The 16,218-nt window shown below is 64.8% G+C and carries 16 protein-coding genes; 7 read left to right on the forward strand and 9 right to left on the reverse strand.

Features of this window, described 5'->3' with window-relative positions:
* Positions 1 to 170: 170 nt before the first annotated feature.
* The 4 genes from A9513_RS03200 to A9513_RS35955 all read left to right on the forward strand — a co-directional run bounded on the left by A9513_RS03200 (position 171) and on the right by A9513_RS35955 (position 3,726).
* The gene (locus A9513_RS03200; protein WP_065083944.1) at positions 171 to 851 is read left to right on the forward strand and encodes a Fe2+-dependent dioxygenase; all 681 of its coding nucleotides are present in this window, start codon (positions 171 to 173) and stop codon (positions 849 to 851) included.
* Positions 852 to 857: 6 nt separating this feature from the next.
* On the forward strand, positions 858 to 1,652 hold the full coding sequence (locus A9513_RS03205) for a tetratricopeptide repeat protein (RefSeq protein ID WP_037014476.1): 795 nt from the start codon (positions 858 to 860) through the stop codon (positions 1,650 to 1,652).
* Positions 1,653 to 1,749: 97 nt separating this feature from the next.
* Positions 1,750 to 3,552, forward strand: coding sequence for a phosphoethanolamine transferase CptA (locus A9513_RS03210; protein ID WP_065083945.1), 1,803 nt, complete (start codon positions 1,750 to 1,752; stop codon positions 3,550 to 3,552).
* A gap of 15 nt (positions 3,553 to 3,567) precedes the next feature.
* Positions 3,568 to 3,726: a hypothetical protein gene (locus A9513_RS35955; RefSeq protein WP_160297869.1), complete on the forward strand. Its 159-nt coding sequence runs from the start codon at positions 3,568 to 3,570 to the stop codon at positions 3,724 to 3,726.
* A 42-nt stretch (positions 3,727 to 3,768) separates the two neighbouring features.
* Here A9513_RS35955 and A9513_RS03215 read toward each other — a convergent pair whose 3' ends face one another.
* The 5 genes from A9513_RS03215 to A9513_RS03235 all read right to left on the reverse strand — a co-directional run bounded on the left by A9513_RS03215 (position 3,769) and on the right by A9513_RS03235 (position 8,998).
* Positions 3,769 to 4,932 (reverse strand): type III PLP-dependent enzyme, encoded by a 1,164-nt coding sequence (locus A9513_RS03215; RefSeq protein WP_065083946.1) that lies wholly within the window; start codon positions 4,930 to 4,932, stop codon positions 3,769 to 3,771.
* A gap of 545 nt (positions 4,933 to 5,477) precedes the next feature.
* Positions 5,478 to 6,644 (reverse strand): betaine/proline/choline family ABC transporter ATP-binding protein, encoded by a 1,167-nt coding sequence (locus A9513_RS03220; protein WP_024765897.1) that lies wholly within the window; start codon positions 6,642 to 6,644, stop codon positions 5,478 to 5,480.
* A 2-nt stretch (positions 6,645 to 6,646) separates the two neighbouring features.
* Positions 6,647 to 7,312 carry an ABC transporter permease gene (locus tag A9513_RS03225; protein WP_065083947.1) on the reverse strand — a complete coding sequence of 222 codons (666 nt, stop codon included), beginning with the start codon at positions 7,310 to 7,312 and terminating at the stop codon, positions 6,647 to 6,649.
* A 1-nt stretch (position 7,313) separates the two neighbouring features.
* Positions 7,314 to 8,255 (reverse strand): glycine betaine ABC transporter substrate-binding protein, encoded by a 942-nt coding sequence (locus A9513_RS03230; RefSeq protein WP_051445684.1) that lies wholly within the window; start codon positions 8,253 to 8,255, stop codon positions 7,314 to 7,316.
* Positions 8,256 to 8,281: 26 nt separating this feature from the next.
* Positions 8,282 to 8,998 (reverse strand): ABC transporter permease, encoded by a 717-nt coding sequence (locus A9513_RS03235; protein ID WP_038803232.1) that lies wholly within the window; start codon positions 8,996 to 8,998, stop codon positions 8,282 to 8,284.
* Positions 8,999 to 9,445: 447 nt separating this feature from the next.
* Between A9513_RS03235 and A9513_RS03240 the strand changes: the two genes are divergently transcribed.
* Positions 9,446 to 10,717 (forward strand): sodium:proton antiporter, encoded by a 1,272-nt coding sequence (locus tag A9513_RS03240; RefSeq protein WP_065083948.1) that lies wholly within the window; start codon positions 9,446 to 9,448, stop codon positions 10,715 to 10,717.
* A 115-nt stretch (positions 10,718 to 10,832) separates the two neighbouring features.
* On the forward strand, positions 10,833 to 12,416 hold the full coding sequence (locus A9513_RS03245) for a peptide chain release factor 3 (protein ID WP_065083949.1): 1,584 nt from the start codon (positions 10,833 to 10,835) through the stop codon (positions 12,414 to 12,416).
* 226 nt (positions 12,417 to 12,642) lie between these two features.
* On the opposite strand, the gene A9513_RS03250 is transcribed toward A9513_RS03245, so the two are convergent.
* Positions 12,643 to 13,656, reverse strand: a complete 1,014-nt coding sequence (locus A9513_RS03250) for a succinylglutamate desuccinylase/aspartoacylase family protein (protein ID WP_065083950.1) — start codon at positions 13,654 to 13,656, stop codon at positions 12,643 to 12,645.
* 105 nt (positions 13,657 to 13,761) lie between these two features.
* On the opposite strand from A9513_RS03250, the gene A9513_RS03255 reads away from it, so the two are divergent.
* Complete coding sequence (locus tag A9513_RS03255) at positions 13,762 to 14,385, forward strand: TetR/AcrR family transcriptional regulator (RefSeq protein ID WP_065083951.1); 624 nt, start codon at positions 13,762 to 13,764, stop codon at positions 14,383 to 14,385.
* 145 nt (positions 14,386 to 14,530) lie between these two features.
* Here the strand turns inward: A9513_RS03255 and A9513_RS03260 are convergent, their stop codons facing one another.
* The 3 genes from A9513_RS03260 to A9513_RS35360 all read right to left on the reverse strand — a co-directional run.
* Positions 14,531 to 15,280 (reverse strand): ABC transporter permease, encoded by a 750-nt coding sequence (locus tag A9513_RS03260; RefSeq protein WP_038803230.1) that lies wholly within the window; start codon positions 15,278 to 15,280, stop codon positions 14,531 to 14,533.
* A gap of 13 nt (positions 15,281 to 15,293) precedes the next feature.
* Positions 15,294 to 16,004 (reverse strand): ABC transporter permease, encoded by a 711-nt coding sequence (locus A9513_RS03265; RefSeq protein WP_015475765.1) that lies wholly within the window; start codon positions 16,002 to 16,004, stop codon positions 15,294 to 15,296.
* Between the two features lie 81 nt (positions 16,005 to 16,085).
* Positions 16,086 to 16,218 (reverse strand): transporter substrate-binding domain-containing protein (locus A9513_RS35360; RefSeq protein ID WP_141678328.1); only part of this gene is annotated, 133 nt, incomplete at its 5' end.

Consider the following 16,218-nt stretch of genomic DNA (forward strand, 5'->3'; position numbering starts at 1 on the left):
CGCGCAATCTATTGCAAATAAGAATTTGTATCAATTCACATTCATTACCATACGCAGATGATTTACAACTTTTACATTTTCTCCCTGTCGGAAGCAGGGGTATGGCGGTTGTACCGATCTGTTGCAAATCATTATCATTGGCAAATTATCGAACCTGATGGAACCGGCCCATGCTGCTGCACATTCCCGGCGTCTTCACCCGCGATGAGGTGACGCGCATCCGCGCCGCCCTGGAACAGGCCGAGTGGGCCGACGGCAAGGTCACCGCGGGCTACCAGTCGTCCCGCGCCAAGCACAACCTGCAACTGCCGCAGGACCACCCGCTGGCCCGCGAGATCGGCGAGGCCATGCTGCAGCGCCTGTGGAGCAACCCGTTGTTCCAGTCCGCCGCGTTGCCGAGCAAGGTCTTCCCGCCGCTGTTCAACTGCTACACCGGCGGCGGTTCGTTCGACTTCCACATCGACAACGCCGTGCGCGACACCCAGGGTGGCCGCGAGCGCGTGCGCACCGACCTGTCCTCGACGCTGTTCTTCAGCGACCCCGACGACTACGACGGCGGCGAACTGGTGATCCAGGACACCTACGGCACCCAGCAGGTGAAGCTGCCGGCCGGCGACCTGGTGCTCTACCCCGCCACCAGCCTGCACAAGGTCAACCCGGTGACCCGTGGCGCGCGCATCGCCTCGTTCTTCTGGACCCAGAGCCTGGTGCGCGAGGACAGCCAGCGCGCCCTGCTGTTCCAGATGGACCAGTCGATCCAGGCACTGACCCGCGACGTGCCGGACCACCCTGCGCTGATCGAGCTGACCGGCACCTACCACAACCTGCTGCGCCGTTGGGTGGACGTCTGATCCGCCATGAGCTTCGTCCTGCGTCGCACTGAAGAAATCAATGTCGAAGACCTCACCGGCCAGCTCGCCGACGATCCGCGGCAGACCGCCCGGCTCATCCTGGCCGGCGCCCGTGAAGGGAACCTGGAGGCCCAGGCGTTGCTCGGGCAGATTCTCCTCGACGGCCACGGCATCGAACAGGACATCGGCCTGGCGCTGACCTGGTTCGGCATCGCCGCCGAGCGCGGTCATGCCATGGCCCGCAACATGCTCGGGCGCTGCCTGGAGCACGGTTGGGGGTGCGCCAAGGACGAAACGGCTGCGGCCGGCCATTACGCCATCGCGGCGCAGCAGAAGCTCGACTGGGCCATGTACAACCTCGCCAACCTGCTTTCCACCGGCCGCGGTGTGGCGCGCGACGATGCCCGCGCGCTATCGCTCTACGAGGGCGCGGCGGCATTGGGCCATGCCAAGTCGATGAACCTGGTGGGGCGCTTCCACGAGGAAGGTCTGGTGGTGCCCCGCGACCTTGGCGCGGCTCACCAGTGGTACCGTCGGTCGGCCGAGGCCGGTGACTTCCGTGGCCAGTTCAGCCACGCCTCGGTGCTCGCCGAGCGCGGCGACCTGCCAGCCGCGCGCATCTGGCTGGAACGGGCGCTGGAAGGCGGCAACCTCAACTTCCTGCGCGTAGCCCGCCGGCAGCTCGCCGACTCCATGCCGCCAAGCCTGCGGGAGTTGACCCTGGCCTACTTCCAGCGCGCCGCCGAGTTGGGCGACGAATCGGACCTGCATCAACTCGCCGAGCAGATGGGTGTCGCCTGACACCCCTTGACGTAATTTTCACGCCAACCTTGCTACCTTCGCCGGCTAACCTGGCTGCCGGAGTGTTCGGCAGCCGCCACGTAACGACGAGGCGCAAGTGTCGAACACCACATCCCCCGCAGCGCGCAAACGCGTGGACTGGGCCGCCCTGGGCTGGCTCCTGCTGTTCTTCTGGTACTTCTCCGGCGTTACCCAGGCGCTGATCCTGTTCAGCGGCACTACTGGCTTCGCCGGCTTCCGCGATGCCTTCTTCCTCAGCAGCCTGTGGCTCGCGCCGCCGCTGCTGCTGCCGCGCTTCACCAAGGGCATCGCCGCCGTCATCGGCCTGGTGCTCTGGGGCGCCTCGCTGGTGGGCCTGAGCTACTTCGGCATCTACAAGCAGGAGTTCTCGCAGAGCGTCATCTTCGTGATGTTCGAGTCGAACACCGCCGAGGCCGGCGAATACTTCAGCCAGTACTTCAGCCTCTGGCTATGCCTGGCATTGCTGGCCTACACCGTGGTCGCCGTGGTGCTGTGGAAGCGTATCCGCCCGATCAGCATGCCGGCCTATGCCCGCGTGCCGCTGGCCGTGCTGCTGGTGGTGCTGAACCTGTTCTACCCCTTCTACAAGCAGATGGTCACCCAGGAGCGCACCTTCGCCCAGGCGCTGGAAAAGGTGCAGTCGCGCATGGAGCCGGCCGTGCCGTGGCAACTGGTGGTGGGGTACGTCCAGTACCGCCAGCAGCTGGACAACATGCAGAAGCTGCTGCAGCAGAACGCCTCCCTGCCGCCCCTGCAGAACCTCAAGGACAGCAGCGGCGAAGCCCCGCGCACGCTGGTGCTGGTGCTGGGCGAATCCACCACCCGCCAGCACATGCACCTGTACGGCTACGGCCGCGATACCACGCCGAACCTCGACGCCCTCGCCGCCAGCGGCAAGGGCCTGACCGTGTTCCAGAACGTGGTTGCGCCGCGTCCCTACACCATCGAGGTGATGCAGCAGATCCTCACCTTCGGTGATGAGCAGAACCCGGACAAGTTCCTCACTGATCCGTCGCTGATCAACCTGATGAAACAGGCGGGCTACAAGACCTTCTGGATCACCAACCAGCAGACGATGACCAAGCGCAACACCATGCTCACCACCTTCTCCCAGCAGACGGACGAGCAGGCGTACCTGAACAACCAGCGCAACCAGAACGCCAGCCAGTACGACGGCGTGGTGCTGGACCCGTTCGAGAAGGCCCTGAAGGACCCGGCGCAGAAGAAGTTCATCGTCGTCCACCTGCTGGGCACGCACATGGACTACCGCTACCGTTACCCCGAAGAGTTCGCCTACTTCAAGGACCGCCAGGGCGCACCCTCGGCGCTGTCGGATGACCAGGTGGAGACCTACAACTTCTACGACAACGCAGTGCGCTACAACGACTTCGTGGTGTCGAGCCTGATCAAGCGCTACTCGGCGGCCAACGCCAACGGCTTCATGCTCTACCTCTCCGACCATGGCGAAGAGGTCTACAGCTCGGGCAACCACGACCGCCTGGGCCGCAACGAGATGGACCCGACCCGGCCGATGTACACCATTCCGTTCATGGTCTGGACCTCGCCGAGCTGGCAGGCCGACCACCCCCGCGACCTGCAGGCAGTGGCCAATCGTTCCTACAGCAGCTCGCACCTGATCCACACCCTGTCGGACCTCGCCGGCCTGAGCTACGATCGCTACGAACCCGCCAAAAGCCTGGTGAACCAGAAGTTCGCCGCGGCGCCGCGCTGGATCGGCGACCCGTACAGGAAGGACGGCCTGCACGAGTTCGACAAGCTGCCGATGGACAAGGCCGCACAGCAGCAGGAAATCGCCACCGACGCCAAGGCGCCGGCCACCGCGCAGGCTCCGGTGAAGACGCAGCCCAAGGAGGGTTGAATCTGCGGTGATGCCATGAAGAACGCCTCGCATTGCGGGGCGTTCTTCATTCCGTCCGACGAGAGTGCACAGGCTCGCTCCTACAGGGTGGTGTGTCGCTTCGGCTTCCTCCTTGGTGCGGGATTTCGCGGACAAAGTCCGCTCCTGCGCAACAGCTTCAGCGCCGCAGAATGAAAAAGCCCCGCAACGGCGGGGCTTTTCGTGGGGCATTCAGCGTTACAGGTAGAACGCCTTCAGCGGCGGAAAGCCGTTGAATTCCACCGCGCTGTAGCTGGTGGTGTAGGCGCCGGTGGACAGCCAGTACAGGCGATCGCCCGCGGCCAGGTTCAACGGCAGGCCGTACTTGTAGTGCTCGTACATGATGTCCGCGCTGTCGCAGGTCGGGCCTGCGATCACCACTTCTTCCAGCTCGCCTTTCTTCTCCACGTGGATCGGGAACTTGATGGACTCGTCCATGGTTTCGATCAGGCCGGAGAACTTGCCCACGTCGGTGAACACCCAGCGCTCCACGGCGGTACGCGACTTGCGCGCGACCAACACGACTTCGCTGACCAGGATGCCGGCGTTGGCGATCAGCGAGCGGCCCGGCTCCAAGATGATTTCCGGCAGGTCGTCGCCGAAGTCTTCCTTGAGGAACCGGATGATCTCTTCGGCGTAGGTTTCCAGGCTGTTGGTCTTGGCGATGTAGTTGGCCGGGAAGCCGCCGCCCATGTTGATCAGCTTCAGCTCGATGCCGTCTTCTTCCTTCAGGCGCTCGAAGATGACCTTTACCTTGGCGATGGCCGCGTCCCACACGCCGATGTCGCGCTGCTGCGAACCCACATGGAAGGACACGCCGTAGGGCACCAGGCCCAGGTCGCGGGCCAGTACCAGCAGGTCCATGGCCATGTCGGACTGGCAGCCGAACTTGCGCGACAGCGGCCAGTCGGCGGAGGTGGAGCCTTCGGTGAGGATGCGTACGTAGACCTTGGAGCCCGGCGCAGCCTTGGCGATGTTGCGCAGGTCGGCCTCGGAGTCGGTGGCGAACAGGCGCACGCCCTTCTCGTAGAAGTAACGGATGTCGCGGGCTTTCTTGATGGTGTTGCCGTAGCTGATCTGCTCGGCGCGCACACCGGTCTTCATCACCTTGTCCAACTCATAGATGGAGGCGATGTCGAAGTTCGAGCCCTTGTCGCGCAGCAACTCGGTGATCTCGGTGGCGGGGTTGGCCTTCACCGCGTAGTAGATCTTGGCGAACGGGAAGCAGTCGGTCAGCTGGTCGTAGGCATCGGCGATGGTCTGCTTGTCGATGACGACGAAGGGGGTTTCCTGCTTGTCGGCAAACGCCTTCATACGCTGGAAGGTGTCGGGGGCGAAGTAATCCTCGACCTTGATGGACATGGTTGGGACTCCAAATGGCAGAACAGGTTATTCGTAGGGGTGAAGCTGAACGTCGAATCCGTTTCCCCACTTTGGTTCGCCTACTTCCCAAGGCATGTCGCCGAGCATTACCGATACCGGGGCAAGGCACCGGCTATCTCTCGTCGTCAGTACTTGAGCCGGATGGATCGTTTCCAGCATGGACGTTCGGGCGCGAACTTTAGGACCTGAAGTTCGTGAGTTCAACCCTAAATTGCCGCTTTTTTACATCCCTTTGTCGCACTACCGGTTGACTGTTTTGGATACTCAACAAAATGCACGGAATACCGCACAGAACGGGGCTTTCGACGGGTTTCAGCATCATCGGCCTACTGAGTTAACGACCGGTGACAGAGGGGGGAGTTCAGCTGTTCGGGATGGGTGGTGCGGGTGGGGATATCGTGGAGGGTGAACGGGGAAAATCGGAGCTGGGCGCTCCCTCTCCCTAACCCTCTCCCTAACCCTCTCCCTTCAGGGAGAGGGAGGGGGGAGAGGGAACCATCCGCAGCGGGGGTACGGGTAACACCCTACGATGCCTGGGCGACTTCAGCCGGCGACACGATATTGGTCTTGCGCCCCCGCGAGCGTCCGGAGCTCAGGTAGTCCGCGATGGACTCCTGCGTCACCTCGCCGAGGAACTGCCCGTCCGCATCGAGCACCGGCAACCACGAGCTGTTGAACTCGTACATGCGCGACAAGAGGATGCGCAGGTGTTCGTCATGGCTGGCGGTCACGCGGAATTCGTTGAGGAAGTCGCTGCACACACCGTCCTTGCGGCGCATGTCCTTGCGGCGCACGTAGCCCAGGCCCTTGCCGTTGGCATCGACCACCACCAGGTAGCGGCGGTCGTCCTCCTCCATTTTCTCCAGCGCTTCAGCCACCGTGGTCTGCGGGTTGGCGGTGACGATACTGCTGTCGGCGGCATCCTCAGCGCGCACCAGCAGCAGGCGCTTGAGCGTGCTGTCCTGGCCGGTGAAGGCGCTGACGAATTCGTCCGCCGGGTGCGCCAGCAGCGTGTCCGGGTGGTCGAACTGGAGCAGGCGGCCGCTCTTGAACACCGCCACCTTGTCGCCCAGTTTGATCGCTTCGTCGATGTCGTGGCTGACCATGATCACGGTCATGCCCAGCTTGCGCTGCAGCTCGAAGAACTCGTTCTGGATCGACTCGCGGTTGATCGGGTCCACCGCGCCGAAGGGCTCGTCCATCAGCAGCAGCGGCGCATCCGCCGCCAGCGCGCGGATCACCCCGATGCGCTGTTGCTGCCCGCCGGACAGCTCGCGCGGATAGCGCGACAGGTACTGCCTGGGTTCGAGCTTGACCATGGCCATCAGCTCGCGCGCCTTGTCCTTGCACTTCTGTTTGTCCCAGCCCAGCAGGCGCGGCACGACCATGATGTTTTCCTCGATGGTCATGTTGGGGAACAGGCCGATCTGCTGGATCACGTAGCCGATGCGCCGGCGCAGGGTCACCTCGTCCAGTTCGGCGGTGTCCTGGCCGTCGATCAGCACGCGCCCGGAGGTGGGCTGGATGATGCGGTTGATCATCTTCAGCGTGGTGGTCTTGCCGCAGCCGGAGGGGCCGAGGAACACGCAGATCTCGCCCTTGTCCACGGTCAGGCTGACCTTGTCGACGGCGCGGAATTCCTTGCCGTCCTTGAGGGTGAAGGTCTTGGTCAGTTGGTCGAGTTCGATCATGTTCAGTCTCCTGTCTGCGGGCGCAGGCCCTTCGGGGTGAGCGCACGCTGCAGCCACTGCAGCAGCAGGTCGGCAGCGATGGCGAGCAGGCTCACCATGACCGCGCCGACCACCAGCATGGGCATGTTGGATTGGCTGATGGAATTGAGGATGAGCACACCCAGGCCGCCGGCGCCGATCACCGCGGCGATGGTCATCACGCCAATGTTCATCACCACGGCGGTGCGCACGCCGGCGAGGATCACCGGCACGGCGATGGGAATGTCGACCATGCGCAGGCGTTGCCAGAAGGTCATGCCGATGCCCTTGCCGGCTTCGCGGATGCCGGGCTCGACGTTGGTCAGCGCCAGGTAGGTGTTGCGCAGGATCGGCAGCAGCGAATAGAGGAACACCGCGGTGATCGCCGGCAGCGGGCCGAGGCCCTGGCCGATCTTCGAGTAGAGCGGCAGCATCAGGCCGAACAGCGCGATGGAGGGGATGGTCAGCACCACGGTGGCGGCACCCTGCAGCGGCCCGGCGAGCCACTTGAAGCGCGTCATCAGCACGCCCAGCGGCACGCCGACGACGATGGCCAGGCCCACGGCGACGGATACCAGCATCAGGTGCTGCAGCGTCAGCTGGCCGACCTGCACCCAGTCCAGGCGGGAAATCACGGTCATGAAGTCCATGTCAGTTCTCCTCCTTTGTGGGCTGGTCCTGTTCAGGTTGAGCCTTGTCGCCCAGCAGATCGTGCTCGCGCAGGAACTGCTGCGCGACGCGCTGCACCGGCTCCTGCTGGATATCGACCTGGGCGTTGAGCGCCTGCATGGTCTTGTCGTCGAGTAGCCTGGCGATGGGATCGAACAGCGTCTTCAGCTCTGGATGCTTCTGCAGCAGATCGGCACGCATCACCGGCGCGGCGTTGTAGAACGGGAAGAACTGCTTGTCATCCTGCAGCACGCGCAGCTTGAAGTCCTTCAGGCGGCCATCGGTGGTGTAGACGAGGCCGACGAATACCTGGCGATTCTTCAGCGCCGTGTACACCAGGCCCGCATCCATCTGCCGCACGTCGTCGCGGGTGAAATGGAAGCCATACAGCTCGCTCATCGGCGCGAGGCCATCCGGGCGACCGGCGAACTCCGGGTCCATGGCGAACAGGTGGGTCTGCTTGTCGCCCTGCTCCTTCATCACCCGGGCGAGATCACTGAGGGTGCGCACGCCGAGCTGTTCGGCCTGCTCCTCGGGCATCGCCAGCGCATAGGTGTTGTTGAACGGCGCGGGCGTGGGCCAGACCAGCCCCTTCTTGCCGTCCAGTTCGCGGACCTTGGCCAGCGATTGCTCGGCGTCCAGCTTGTCCTTGACCTTGTTGTAGACGATCAGCGACGAGCCGGTGTATTCCCAGACCAGGTCCAGCTGACCGCTCTGCTGCGCGCTGCGCGCCAGGGTGCTGCCCAGGCCGTTGGTGACCTTCACCTCGTAGCCCTTGCTTTGCAGGTACTGCGCGGTGATAGCGGTGAGCAGGCGCTGCTCGGTGAACGGCTTGCCGCCGATGCGGATCACATCGGCCGCCTGGGCGAGACCGGTTGTAGCGGCGAGCACAAGGCCCAGCGCGCCGAGCAGACGTCGTGTCATGCGGACTCCTTTCAAACAACTCCCGTTCATTTCGCCAGCCCCCGTTCCAGGAAGCCGCGGCTGAACAGCACCACCAGGCCATCGAGCACCAGCGCCAGCAGCGCAGTGCACACGGCGCCGAGCAGCAGCTTGGACTGGTCGTCCAGGGCGATGCCGGGGAAGATCAGGCTACCCAGGCTGTTGGCGCCGATCAGGAACGCCAGCGGGGCGGAGCCGACGTTGAGCGCCAGTGCAATGCGCACACCGCCCATGATCAGCGGCACCGCATTGGGCAGTTCGACGCGCAGTAGCACCTGGCGCGGCGTCATGCCGATGCCGGTGGCCGCTTCCTTGAGCGACGCCGGCACGGCGCGCAGGCCCTCGTAGGTATTGCGCACGATGGGCAGCAGCGAGGCGAGGAACAGCGCGAGGATCGCCGGGCCGTTGCCGATCCCGACGATCGCCAGGGCGATGGCCAGCACGGCCAGTGGCGGAATGGTGTTGCCGACGTTGAAGATCTGCATCAGGCGCTCGGCCTGTCCTTGCAGGGCGGGCCGGCTGAGCAGCATGCCGGCGGGGATGCCGACCACAATGGCGGCGAACATGGACGCGAACACCAGGATCAGGTGCGCCTGCAGGTAGAACAGCAGGTCTTCGCGGTACTGCCACAGAGTGGCGGGGGTGATCCAGTGGATCAGCAAAGCCAGCACAACGACTGCGAAGCAGACGCCGAACAGGGCCTTGCCCGTGGTGGACTTCACCATGGTTGGGGGACTCCCTTCGGGTGCGCGGCGACTGGCATCGCCGCGCTCACGTGACGCTCGATCCCGTCCTGAGACTTACCTGGGACCTCGATTAAACGCGACGAGAATCAAGTACTTGCGAAAGCGCCTACGGATTGTCGTCGCGAAGGGGTGGACCCCCGTGCGCGCCGTTACGTTCAATAAAATTGCCATCCTTGTGCCATCGCGCGGCCGCGCATTCGGCTTCAGCCCCCATGGTCCGGGGGCTGTGGCGGACAAAAAAACTTTCGAAAAACTTCCGATCTGTCTGAACCATCGGCCCCCGCCGCTTGCCCAACGACGGATGCGCCCGGTGAAAACGTACGCGACTTCGCCCAGCGGTTATCATCAGGATCCTTTCGCGTGCCCCCGACCCATGGATAGGTCACTCGGGGCCGGCGTTCTTGCCTACCACGGAGATCCATCGCCATGCTTGATCTGGCCGCGGCGTTCATCGCGCTGACCACCCTGCTCACCTACGTCAACTACCGCTTCATCCGCCTGCCGCCAACCATCGGCGTCATGGCCACCGCGCTGATCTTTTCCTTCATCGCCCAGGGCATGTCGCTGCTGGGCTACCCGGTGCTGGAAGTCGAGATGCAGCAGATCATCAGCCGCATCGACTTCTCCGACGTGCTGATGACCTGGTTCCTGCCCGCCCTGCTGTTCGCCGGTGCGCTACACGTGAACCTCGCCGACCTGCGCAACTACAAGTGGCCCATCGGCCTGCTGGCCACCTTCGGCGTGCTGATCGCCACCACGGTGATCGGCTACCTGGCCTACTACACCTTCGCCCTCTTCGGCTGGCACGTGGACTTCATCTACTGCCTGCTGTTCGGCGCGCTGATCTCGCCCACCGACCCCATCGCGGTGCTGGGCATCCTTAAGTCCGCCGGCGCGCCCAAGCCGCTGGCCACCACCATCGTCGGCGAGTCGCTGTTCAACGACGGCACCGCCGTGGTGGTCTTCACCATCCTGCTGGGCATCCTGCTGGCCGGCGAAACGCCCACCGCCTCGACGATTGCCTGGCTGTTCGTGCAGGAAGCCATCGGCGGCATCCTGTTCGGCGCGGCGCTGGGCTACGGGGTGTTCCTGATGATGCGCGGCATCGACCAGTACCAGGTGGAAGTCATGCTGACCCTGGCCCTGGTGATCGGTGGCGCGGCGCTGGCGGCGCGGCTGCACGTGTCGGCGCCCATCGCCATGGTGGTGGCCGGCCTGATCATCGGCAACCAGGCGCGCCACTACGCCATGTCCGACGAAACGCGGCGCTACATCGACAAGTTCTGGGAGCTGATCGACGAGATCCTCAACGCCCTGCTGTTCGCCCTGATCGGCCTGGAGCTGCTCCTGCTGCCGTTCAACTGGCTGCACGTGGTAGCTGCCTTCGTCCTCGGCGGCGCGGTACTGATCTCGCGCCTGCTCACCGTGGCCCCGGCCATCGTCGTGCTGCGCCAGACCGAGAACGGCCGCCGCCAGGTGCCCGCCGGAACCATCCGCATCCTCGTCTGGGGCGGCCTGCGCGGCGGCGTCTCGGTGGCCCTGGCGCTGTCCCTGCCGCTGGGCGAGCAGCGCGACCTGATCCTCAGCCTGACCTACGTGGTGGTGCTGGTGTCGATCCTGCTCCAGGGCCTGTCCATCGGCCCGCTGGTGCGGCGCATCTACAAGGGCGCCGAGCCGGTCGCCGACAGCGACCACTGACAGCCCCGAGCCTTGCGTCGCCGGGTCTGCCGGCGGCGCCTCGATTCAGGCTATAATCCCGCGTTTTTCGGGCCGCTCGCCGCCCGTCTTCACCGAATCGACCAGGCATCCATCCATGAGCATCCAAGCCGCCGAAGTCGCGAAGCGCCGCACGTTCGCGATCATTTCCCACCCCGACGCCGGTAAGACCACCATTACCGAGAAGCTCCTGCTGATGGGCAAGGCGATTGCCGTCGCCGGTACCGTGAAGTCGCGCAAGTCCGACCGCCACGCCACCTCCGACTGGATGGAGATGGAGAAGCAGCGCGGCATCTCCATCACTACCTCGGTGATGCAGTTCCCCTACCGCGAGCACATGATCAACCTGCTCGACACCCCCGGCCACGAAGACTTCTCCGAAGACACCTACCGCACCCTCACCGCGGTGGACTCGGCGTTGATGGTCCTCGACGGCGGTAAGGGTGTAGAGCCACGCACCATCGCCCTGATGGAAGTCTGCCGGCTGCGCGACACGCCCATCGTCAGCTTCATCAACAAACTCGACCGCGACATCCGCGACCCCATCGAGCTGCTCGACGAGATCGAGGCCGTGCTGAAGATCAAGGCGGCGCCGATCACCTGGCCGATCGGTTGCTACCGCGACTTCAAGGGCGTGTACCACCTCGCCGAGGACAAGATCATCGTCTACGTGCCGGGCCACGGCCACGAGCGCATCGAGACCAAGGTCATCGACAAGCTGGATTCGGATGAGGCCCGCGCGCACCTGGGCGACCTCTACGACAACTTCCTCGAAGAGCTGGAACTGGTCCAGGGCGCCTGCCACGAGTTCGACAAGGACGCCTTCCTCAAGGGCGAGATGACCCCGGTGTTCTTCGGTACCGCGCTGGGCAACTTCGGTGTCGACCAGGTGCTGGACTGCATCGTCGACTGGGCCCCGCAACCGCTGGAGCGTGGCGCCCACGAGCGCACCGTGGCGCCGACCGAGGAGAAGTTCTCCGGCTTCGTGTTCAAGATCCAGGCGAACATGGACCCGAAGCACCGCGACCGCATCGCCTTCATGCGCATCTGCTCGGGCAAGTACGAGAAGGGCATGAAGATGCGCCACGTGCGCCTGGGCAAGGACGTGAAGATCGCCGACGCGCTGACCTTCTTCTCCAGCGAGCGTGAGCAGCTGGAAGAGGCCTTCGCCGGCGACATCATCGGCCTGCACAACCATGGCACCATCCAGATCGGCGACACCTTCACCGAAGGCGAGGCGCTGGGCTTCACCGGCATCCCGCACTTCGCCCCGGAACTGTTCCGCCGCGTGCGCCTGAAGGACCCGCTCAAATCCAAGCAGCTGCGCCAGGGCCTGCAGGAACTGGCCGAGGAAGGCGCCACCCAGGTGTTCTTCCCCGAGCGCAACAACGACATCATCCTCGGCGCCGTCGGTGTGCTGCAGTTCGACGTGGTCGCCAGCCGCCTGAAGGAGGAATACAAGGTCGAGTGCGCCTACGAGCAGATCAACGTCTGGTCCGCGCGCTGGATCGAGTGCCAGGACGAGAAGAAGCTCAAGGAGTTCAAGGACAAGGCCTTCGAGAACCTGTCCGTGGACGGCGGCGGCCACCTCACCTACCTGGCACCGACCCGCGTCAACCTGAGCCTGATGGAAGAGCGCTGGCCGGACATCACCTTCCGCGCCACCCGCGAACACCACTGAGTTCGCCGCTGTTCGAAAACGCCCGCCTTGTGCGGGCGTTTTTTGTTCTTCCTTGTTTGCTTTTGAGTCGAGATGCGCGGGTAAGAGCCCCTCACCCTAGCACTCTCCCGCAAGCGGGAGAGGGGACCGTTCGGTGCAGGATGAAACCACAGCGTCAGCCCGCACAATCTGCCCCCTCTCCCCCTGGGAGAGGGTTGGGGTGAGGGATGCCCCGTACAGAAGCCGATTACGGATCGAGCGCGCCGGAGCTCCAGGTACTCGAAGGCGCCGTACCGGTGAACTTACCCGCGATGGCGCCCTGGGGAATCAGCCGGTCACGGTAACGGGTGGCGAACAAGCCACTCTGCGGCGCGCGCAGGATGTGTTCGCTATCAGGGTCACCCGGACGCGAAACGATGCGCGCGAAGCGCTCACCCGCCTCGAGGTATTCGCCCAGTTCTCGCTCGAACACCAGCACGCCGGCTGCAGGCGCGAACACGGTTTCCATGAAGCCCATCGGCGTGGCGACGCCCTTCCATTCCGGTAACGGACCTGCATCGTCCACCACGCCGCGCGCGCCGAGGAAGCGATAGAGGCCGTCGGCATCCTGCTGCGCCAGCGCATCGCTGACGTCGCCCTGGCCACGCAGTTCAACAGTGGCGACCAGGCGCCCATCGAAGCGCTGTTCGGCCAGCCAGGGCGCAATCACCACTTCTTCGAACGCACCGTCGCCATCGCCTTCCCAGATGATCGCCAGATCCGCGCACAGCGCCGCGGCGAGGTCCTGCGCGGCCGGCCAGAAGCATTCGTGGACGTAGACATACTGCAGCGCCTCGTCGTCGGTGTGCAGGTCGAGGACGATGTCCGCCGGCGCGGCCAGTTCGGCCAGGCGCTTCTGCCACAGCGTGAGGTTGTCCAGGGTCCCGCTGGCCGCTGCCGAGGCGATGAAGCCACGGTTGAAATTGCGCGACGTGGCATCGTGGTTGCGGCCGAGAATCCGCCCCTGACGGAACTGCCCGATGCCGATGGGATTGGCCTGCGGCACCAGCGTCACGCTGCCATTGAGCGCGCCACGTTCGGCGGCCTCGCGCAGGCGCGGCAGCAGTTCGTGGAGCACCAGCATCCCGGCGATTTCATCGGCGTGCACGCCGGCCTGCAGGTGTACCCGCGGCCCCGGCTTGCCGCCGTCGATACGCCACGCCAGAACGCGCAGCTCCGCGCCGGAGTCACCCGGCACGCTGAAGGACACATCCTCGATCATCAAGCCCTCTCCTCTGTCCGAATCGCCCATGGAAATCTTTGCCGGCGCCTCCTAGTATCGACTCCAGTCGCCGGTTTCCGGCACGCCGCAAAAGGACCTCGCACCGTGGACATGCCCCGCCAGAAAGCCCAGCGCGCCACCTCCGAGGAACGTCGCGACCACCTGGTGCGCGCGTGCCTCAAGTGCCTGGTCGCCGATGGCCACGCAGGCATCTCGGTGCGCCGCATCGCCAAGGAAGCCGGCGTCGCCGTGGGCCTGGTGAACCACCATTTCGGCAGCATCGACGCGCTGGTTGCCCAGGCCTACGAGACCCTTGCCAGCGAGGTCACCCAGGCGCTCTACCAGCAGGTGGACGCCGTCGGCAGCGATCCCGCCGCACGCATGGAAGCCTTCCTCACCGGCTCCTTCTCACAGCAAGTGCTGGACCCCGACCTGCTCAGCCCCTGGGTGGTGTTCTGGAGCCTGATCCGCCACTCGCCGCCGGTGAACGAGGCGCACGAGCGCGGCTATCAGAGCTACCTTGCCATCCTCGAAACACTCATCAGCGAGCTCGCCCACGCCGAAAACTTCAGCGTGGCGCGCCCGCGCCTGGCCGCCATCGGCCTCTCCGCCATGCTCGACGGGCTGTGGCTGGAGTGGTGCCTGAACCCGAGCAACTTCAGCGCCGCCGACGGTCTCGAACTCAGCCGCTGCTGGGTGGAGGGCCTCCGTCGCGGCGCCTACGCCTGAGGTTTGGCAACGATCTGCTGCGCGTCGGCTGGATTAGGCGAGCGCCGCCCTCAGGTGCTCATTTACTGGCGTAAACTCCGCTCTTCGAGCGCCGCCCACCTAATCCAGCTCTAGCTCGCAAGATCGTAAGGCGAACTGTGCATTATCAAACTGCCGTCCTTGCCCTGCGCTTGCCCAACCATGATCGCTGCGCCGGCTTCTGTGTTTCGCGGCGAACCGGCGTGGTGCGCTCCAGCACAGCGAACAGCGCCTCGATGATGAAGGTCAGGCAGACATAGATCGCCGCCACCAGCAGCAGCGGCTCATACACCTGGAAGGTCTGCGCGCGCACCACGTTGGCTGCGCCGAGCAGGTCGACCACGGCGATGGTGGACGCCAGTGCGGTGGACTTGAGCAGCATCACGCTCTCCCCCGCCAGGGTCGGCAGCAGCAGGCGGATCGCCCTCGGCAGCCACACACGGTAGAGCACCAGCCTGCGGTTCATGCCGAACGCCGAAGCGGCCTCCAGCTCGCCGCGCGGCACCGCCTTGAGGCCACCGCGAACCACCTCGCCGACGTAGGCGCCGACCGAGAGGATCAGCGCGATCACGATGTACCAGAAGCCATCGCGCAGGTAGGGCCAGAGGAAGCTGCCGCGGATCAGCGGGAACTGCGCGAACAGGCTGCCCAGGCCGTAGTAGAAGATGTAGATCTGCACCAGCAACGGCGTGCCGCGAATCACGCTGGTGTACGCCAGCGCCAGGCGCGAGACCAGGAAGTTGCGCGACATCCGCGCCAACGCCACGACCAGCGCCAGAGCGAAGCCGAGGATGGCGGAAATCAGCAGGATCACCAGGGTGGTGCCCAGGCCCTTGAGCAGCAGGGCCCCATAGACGAATAGCCAGTGTTCGTTCATCGCCGCGCCTCGTTCAGACCGCCGGAATCCAGCGACGGAAACGTCGCTCCAGGTAGCCCGCGAACAGGTTTGAAAGCACGGTGAGCACGTAGTACAGCGCCGCCGCGGTGAGGTAGAAGGTCAGGTAGTGACGGGTCGAGCCGGCGGCCTGCTTGGCCGTGTAGAGCAGCTCGTTGGTGCCCACCACGCTGATCAGCGCACTGTCCTTGATCAGGTTGACCCACAGGTTGGCCATGCCGGCCAGCGCGTTGGGCGCCATCATCGGCAAGGTCACCCGGCGGAACAGGCCGAAGCCGTGCATGCCGTAGGCGCGCGCCGCTTCGATCTGGCCATAGGGAATCGACTGGATCGCGCCACGGAAGATCTCCGACGCGTAGGCGCCCTGCACCAGGCCAAGCACGACGATGGCCACCATCATGCCGTTGAGCTTCACCTGGCCGTAGCCGAGCCACTCGAAGAACTGGTTCAGGCCCATGGAGCCGACGTAGAACAGCAGCAGGATCAGCAGCAGTTCCGGTACCGCCCGGCACAGCGTGGTGTAGCCGCGCGCGAGCATCGCCAACGGGCGCGGACCACCGATCTTGGCACTGGCCGCGGCCAGGCCGATCAGCAGGCCGACCAGGAAGGCCCCGACGGAAATCTGCAGGGTGACCAGCAACCCCTTGAGCAGGGCCGGGCCCCAGCCGGTAGGACCGAAGCCGATCAGGTCGAAGATGCTTTGCATGGCCGTCTCCAGGAAGGGAGGCTCAGGTTCGTGCCCGCGCGCCGGACAAGCGCGCGGGCGCTGAAGCGGATCGCGCCAGAGTTACTGCTTGGGCGCGACGCTCATGCCGAAGTACTTGTCCGACAGCGCCTTGTAGTCGTCGCTGGCGAGCAATTTGCCGATGGCCTCGTCCATCTTCGCCTTCAGCTCGGTGTCGCCTTTGCGCATAGAGCAC

The organism is Pseudomonas sp. AU12215 (genome assembly GCF_001675465.2).
Lineage (GTDB): Bacteria > Pseudomonadota > Gammaproteobacteria > Pseudomonadales > Pseudomonadaceae > Pseudomonas > Pseudomonas nitroreducens.

What these genes read in the sequence shown, in the direction of transcription:
- A9513_RS03225 (WP_065083947.1), bottom strand. Translation starts at nt 7,312, where the DNA reads ATGGACTTCATGACCGTGATTTCCCGCCTGGACTGGGTGCAGGTCGGC.
- A9513_RS35955 (WP_160297869.1), top strand. Translation starts at nt 3,568, where the DNA reads ATGAAGAACGCCTCGCATTGCGGGGCGTTCTTCATTCCGTCCGACGAG.
- A9513_RS03265 (WP_015475765.1), bottom strand. Translation starts at nt 16,004, where the DNA reads ATGCAAAGCATCTTCGACCTGATCGGCTTCGGTCCTACCGGCTGGGGC.
- A9513_RS03230 (WP_051445684.1), bottom strand. Translation starts at nt 8,255, where the DNA reads ATGACACGACGTCTGCTCGGCGCGCTGGGCCTTGTGCTCGCCGCTACA.
- A9513_RS03240 (WP_065083948.1), top strand. Translation starts at nt 9,446, where the DNA reads ATGCTTGATCTGGCCGCGGCGTTCATCGCGCTGACCACCCTGCTCACC.
- A9513_RS03215 (WP_065083946.1), bottom strand. Translation starts at nt 4,932, where the DNA reads ATGTCCATCAAGGTCGAGGATTACTTCGCCCCCGACACCTTCCAGCGT.
- A9513_RS03235 (WP_038803232.1), bottom strand. Translation starts at nt 8,998, where the DNA reads ATGGTGAAGTCCACCACGGGCAAGGCCCTGTTCGGCGTCTGCTTCGCA.
- A9513_RS03250 (WP_065083950.1), bottom strand. Translation starts at nt 13,656, where the DNA reads ATGATCGAGGATGTGTCCTTCAGCGTGCCGGGTGACTCCGGCGCGGAG.
- A9513_RS03200 (WP_065083944.1), top strand. Translation starts at nt 171, where the DNA reads ATGCTGCTGCACATTCCCGGCGTCTTCACCCGCGATGAGGTGACGCGC.
- A9513_RS03220 (WP_024765897.1), bottom strand. Translation starts at nt 6,644, where the DNA reads ATGATCGAACTCGACCAACTGACCAAGACCTTCACCCTCAAGGACGGC.
- A9513_RS03260 (WP_038803230.1), bottom strand. Translation starts at nt 15,280, where the DNA reads ATGAACGAACACTGGCTATTCGTCTATGGGGCCCTGCTGCTCAAGGGC.
- A9513_RS03245 (WP_065083949.1), top strand. Translation starts at nt 10,833, where the DNA reads ATGAGCATCCAAGCCGCCGAAGTCGCGAAGCGCCGCACGTTCGCGATC.
- A9513_RS03205 (WP_037014476.1), top strand. Translation starts at nt 858, where the DNA reads ATGAGCTTCGTCCTGCGTCGCACTGAAGAAATCAATGTCGAAGACCTC.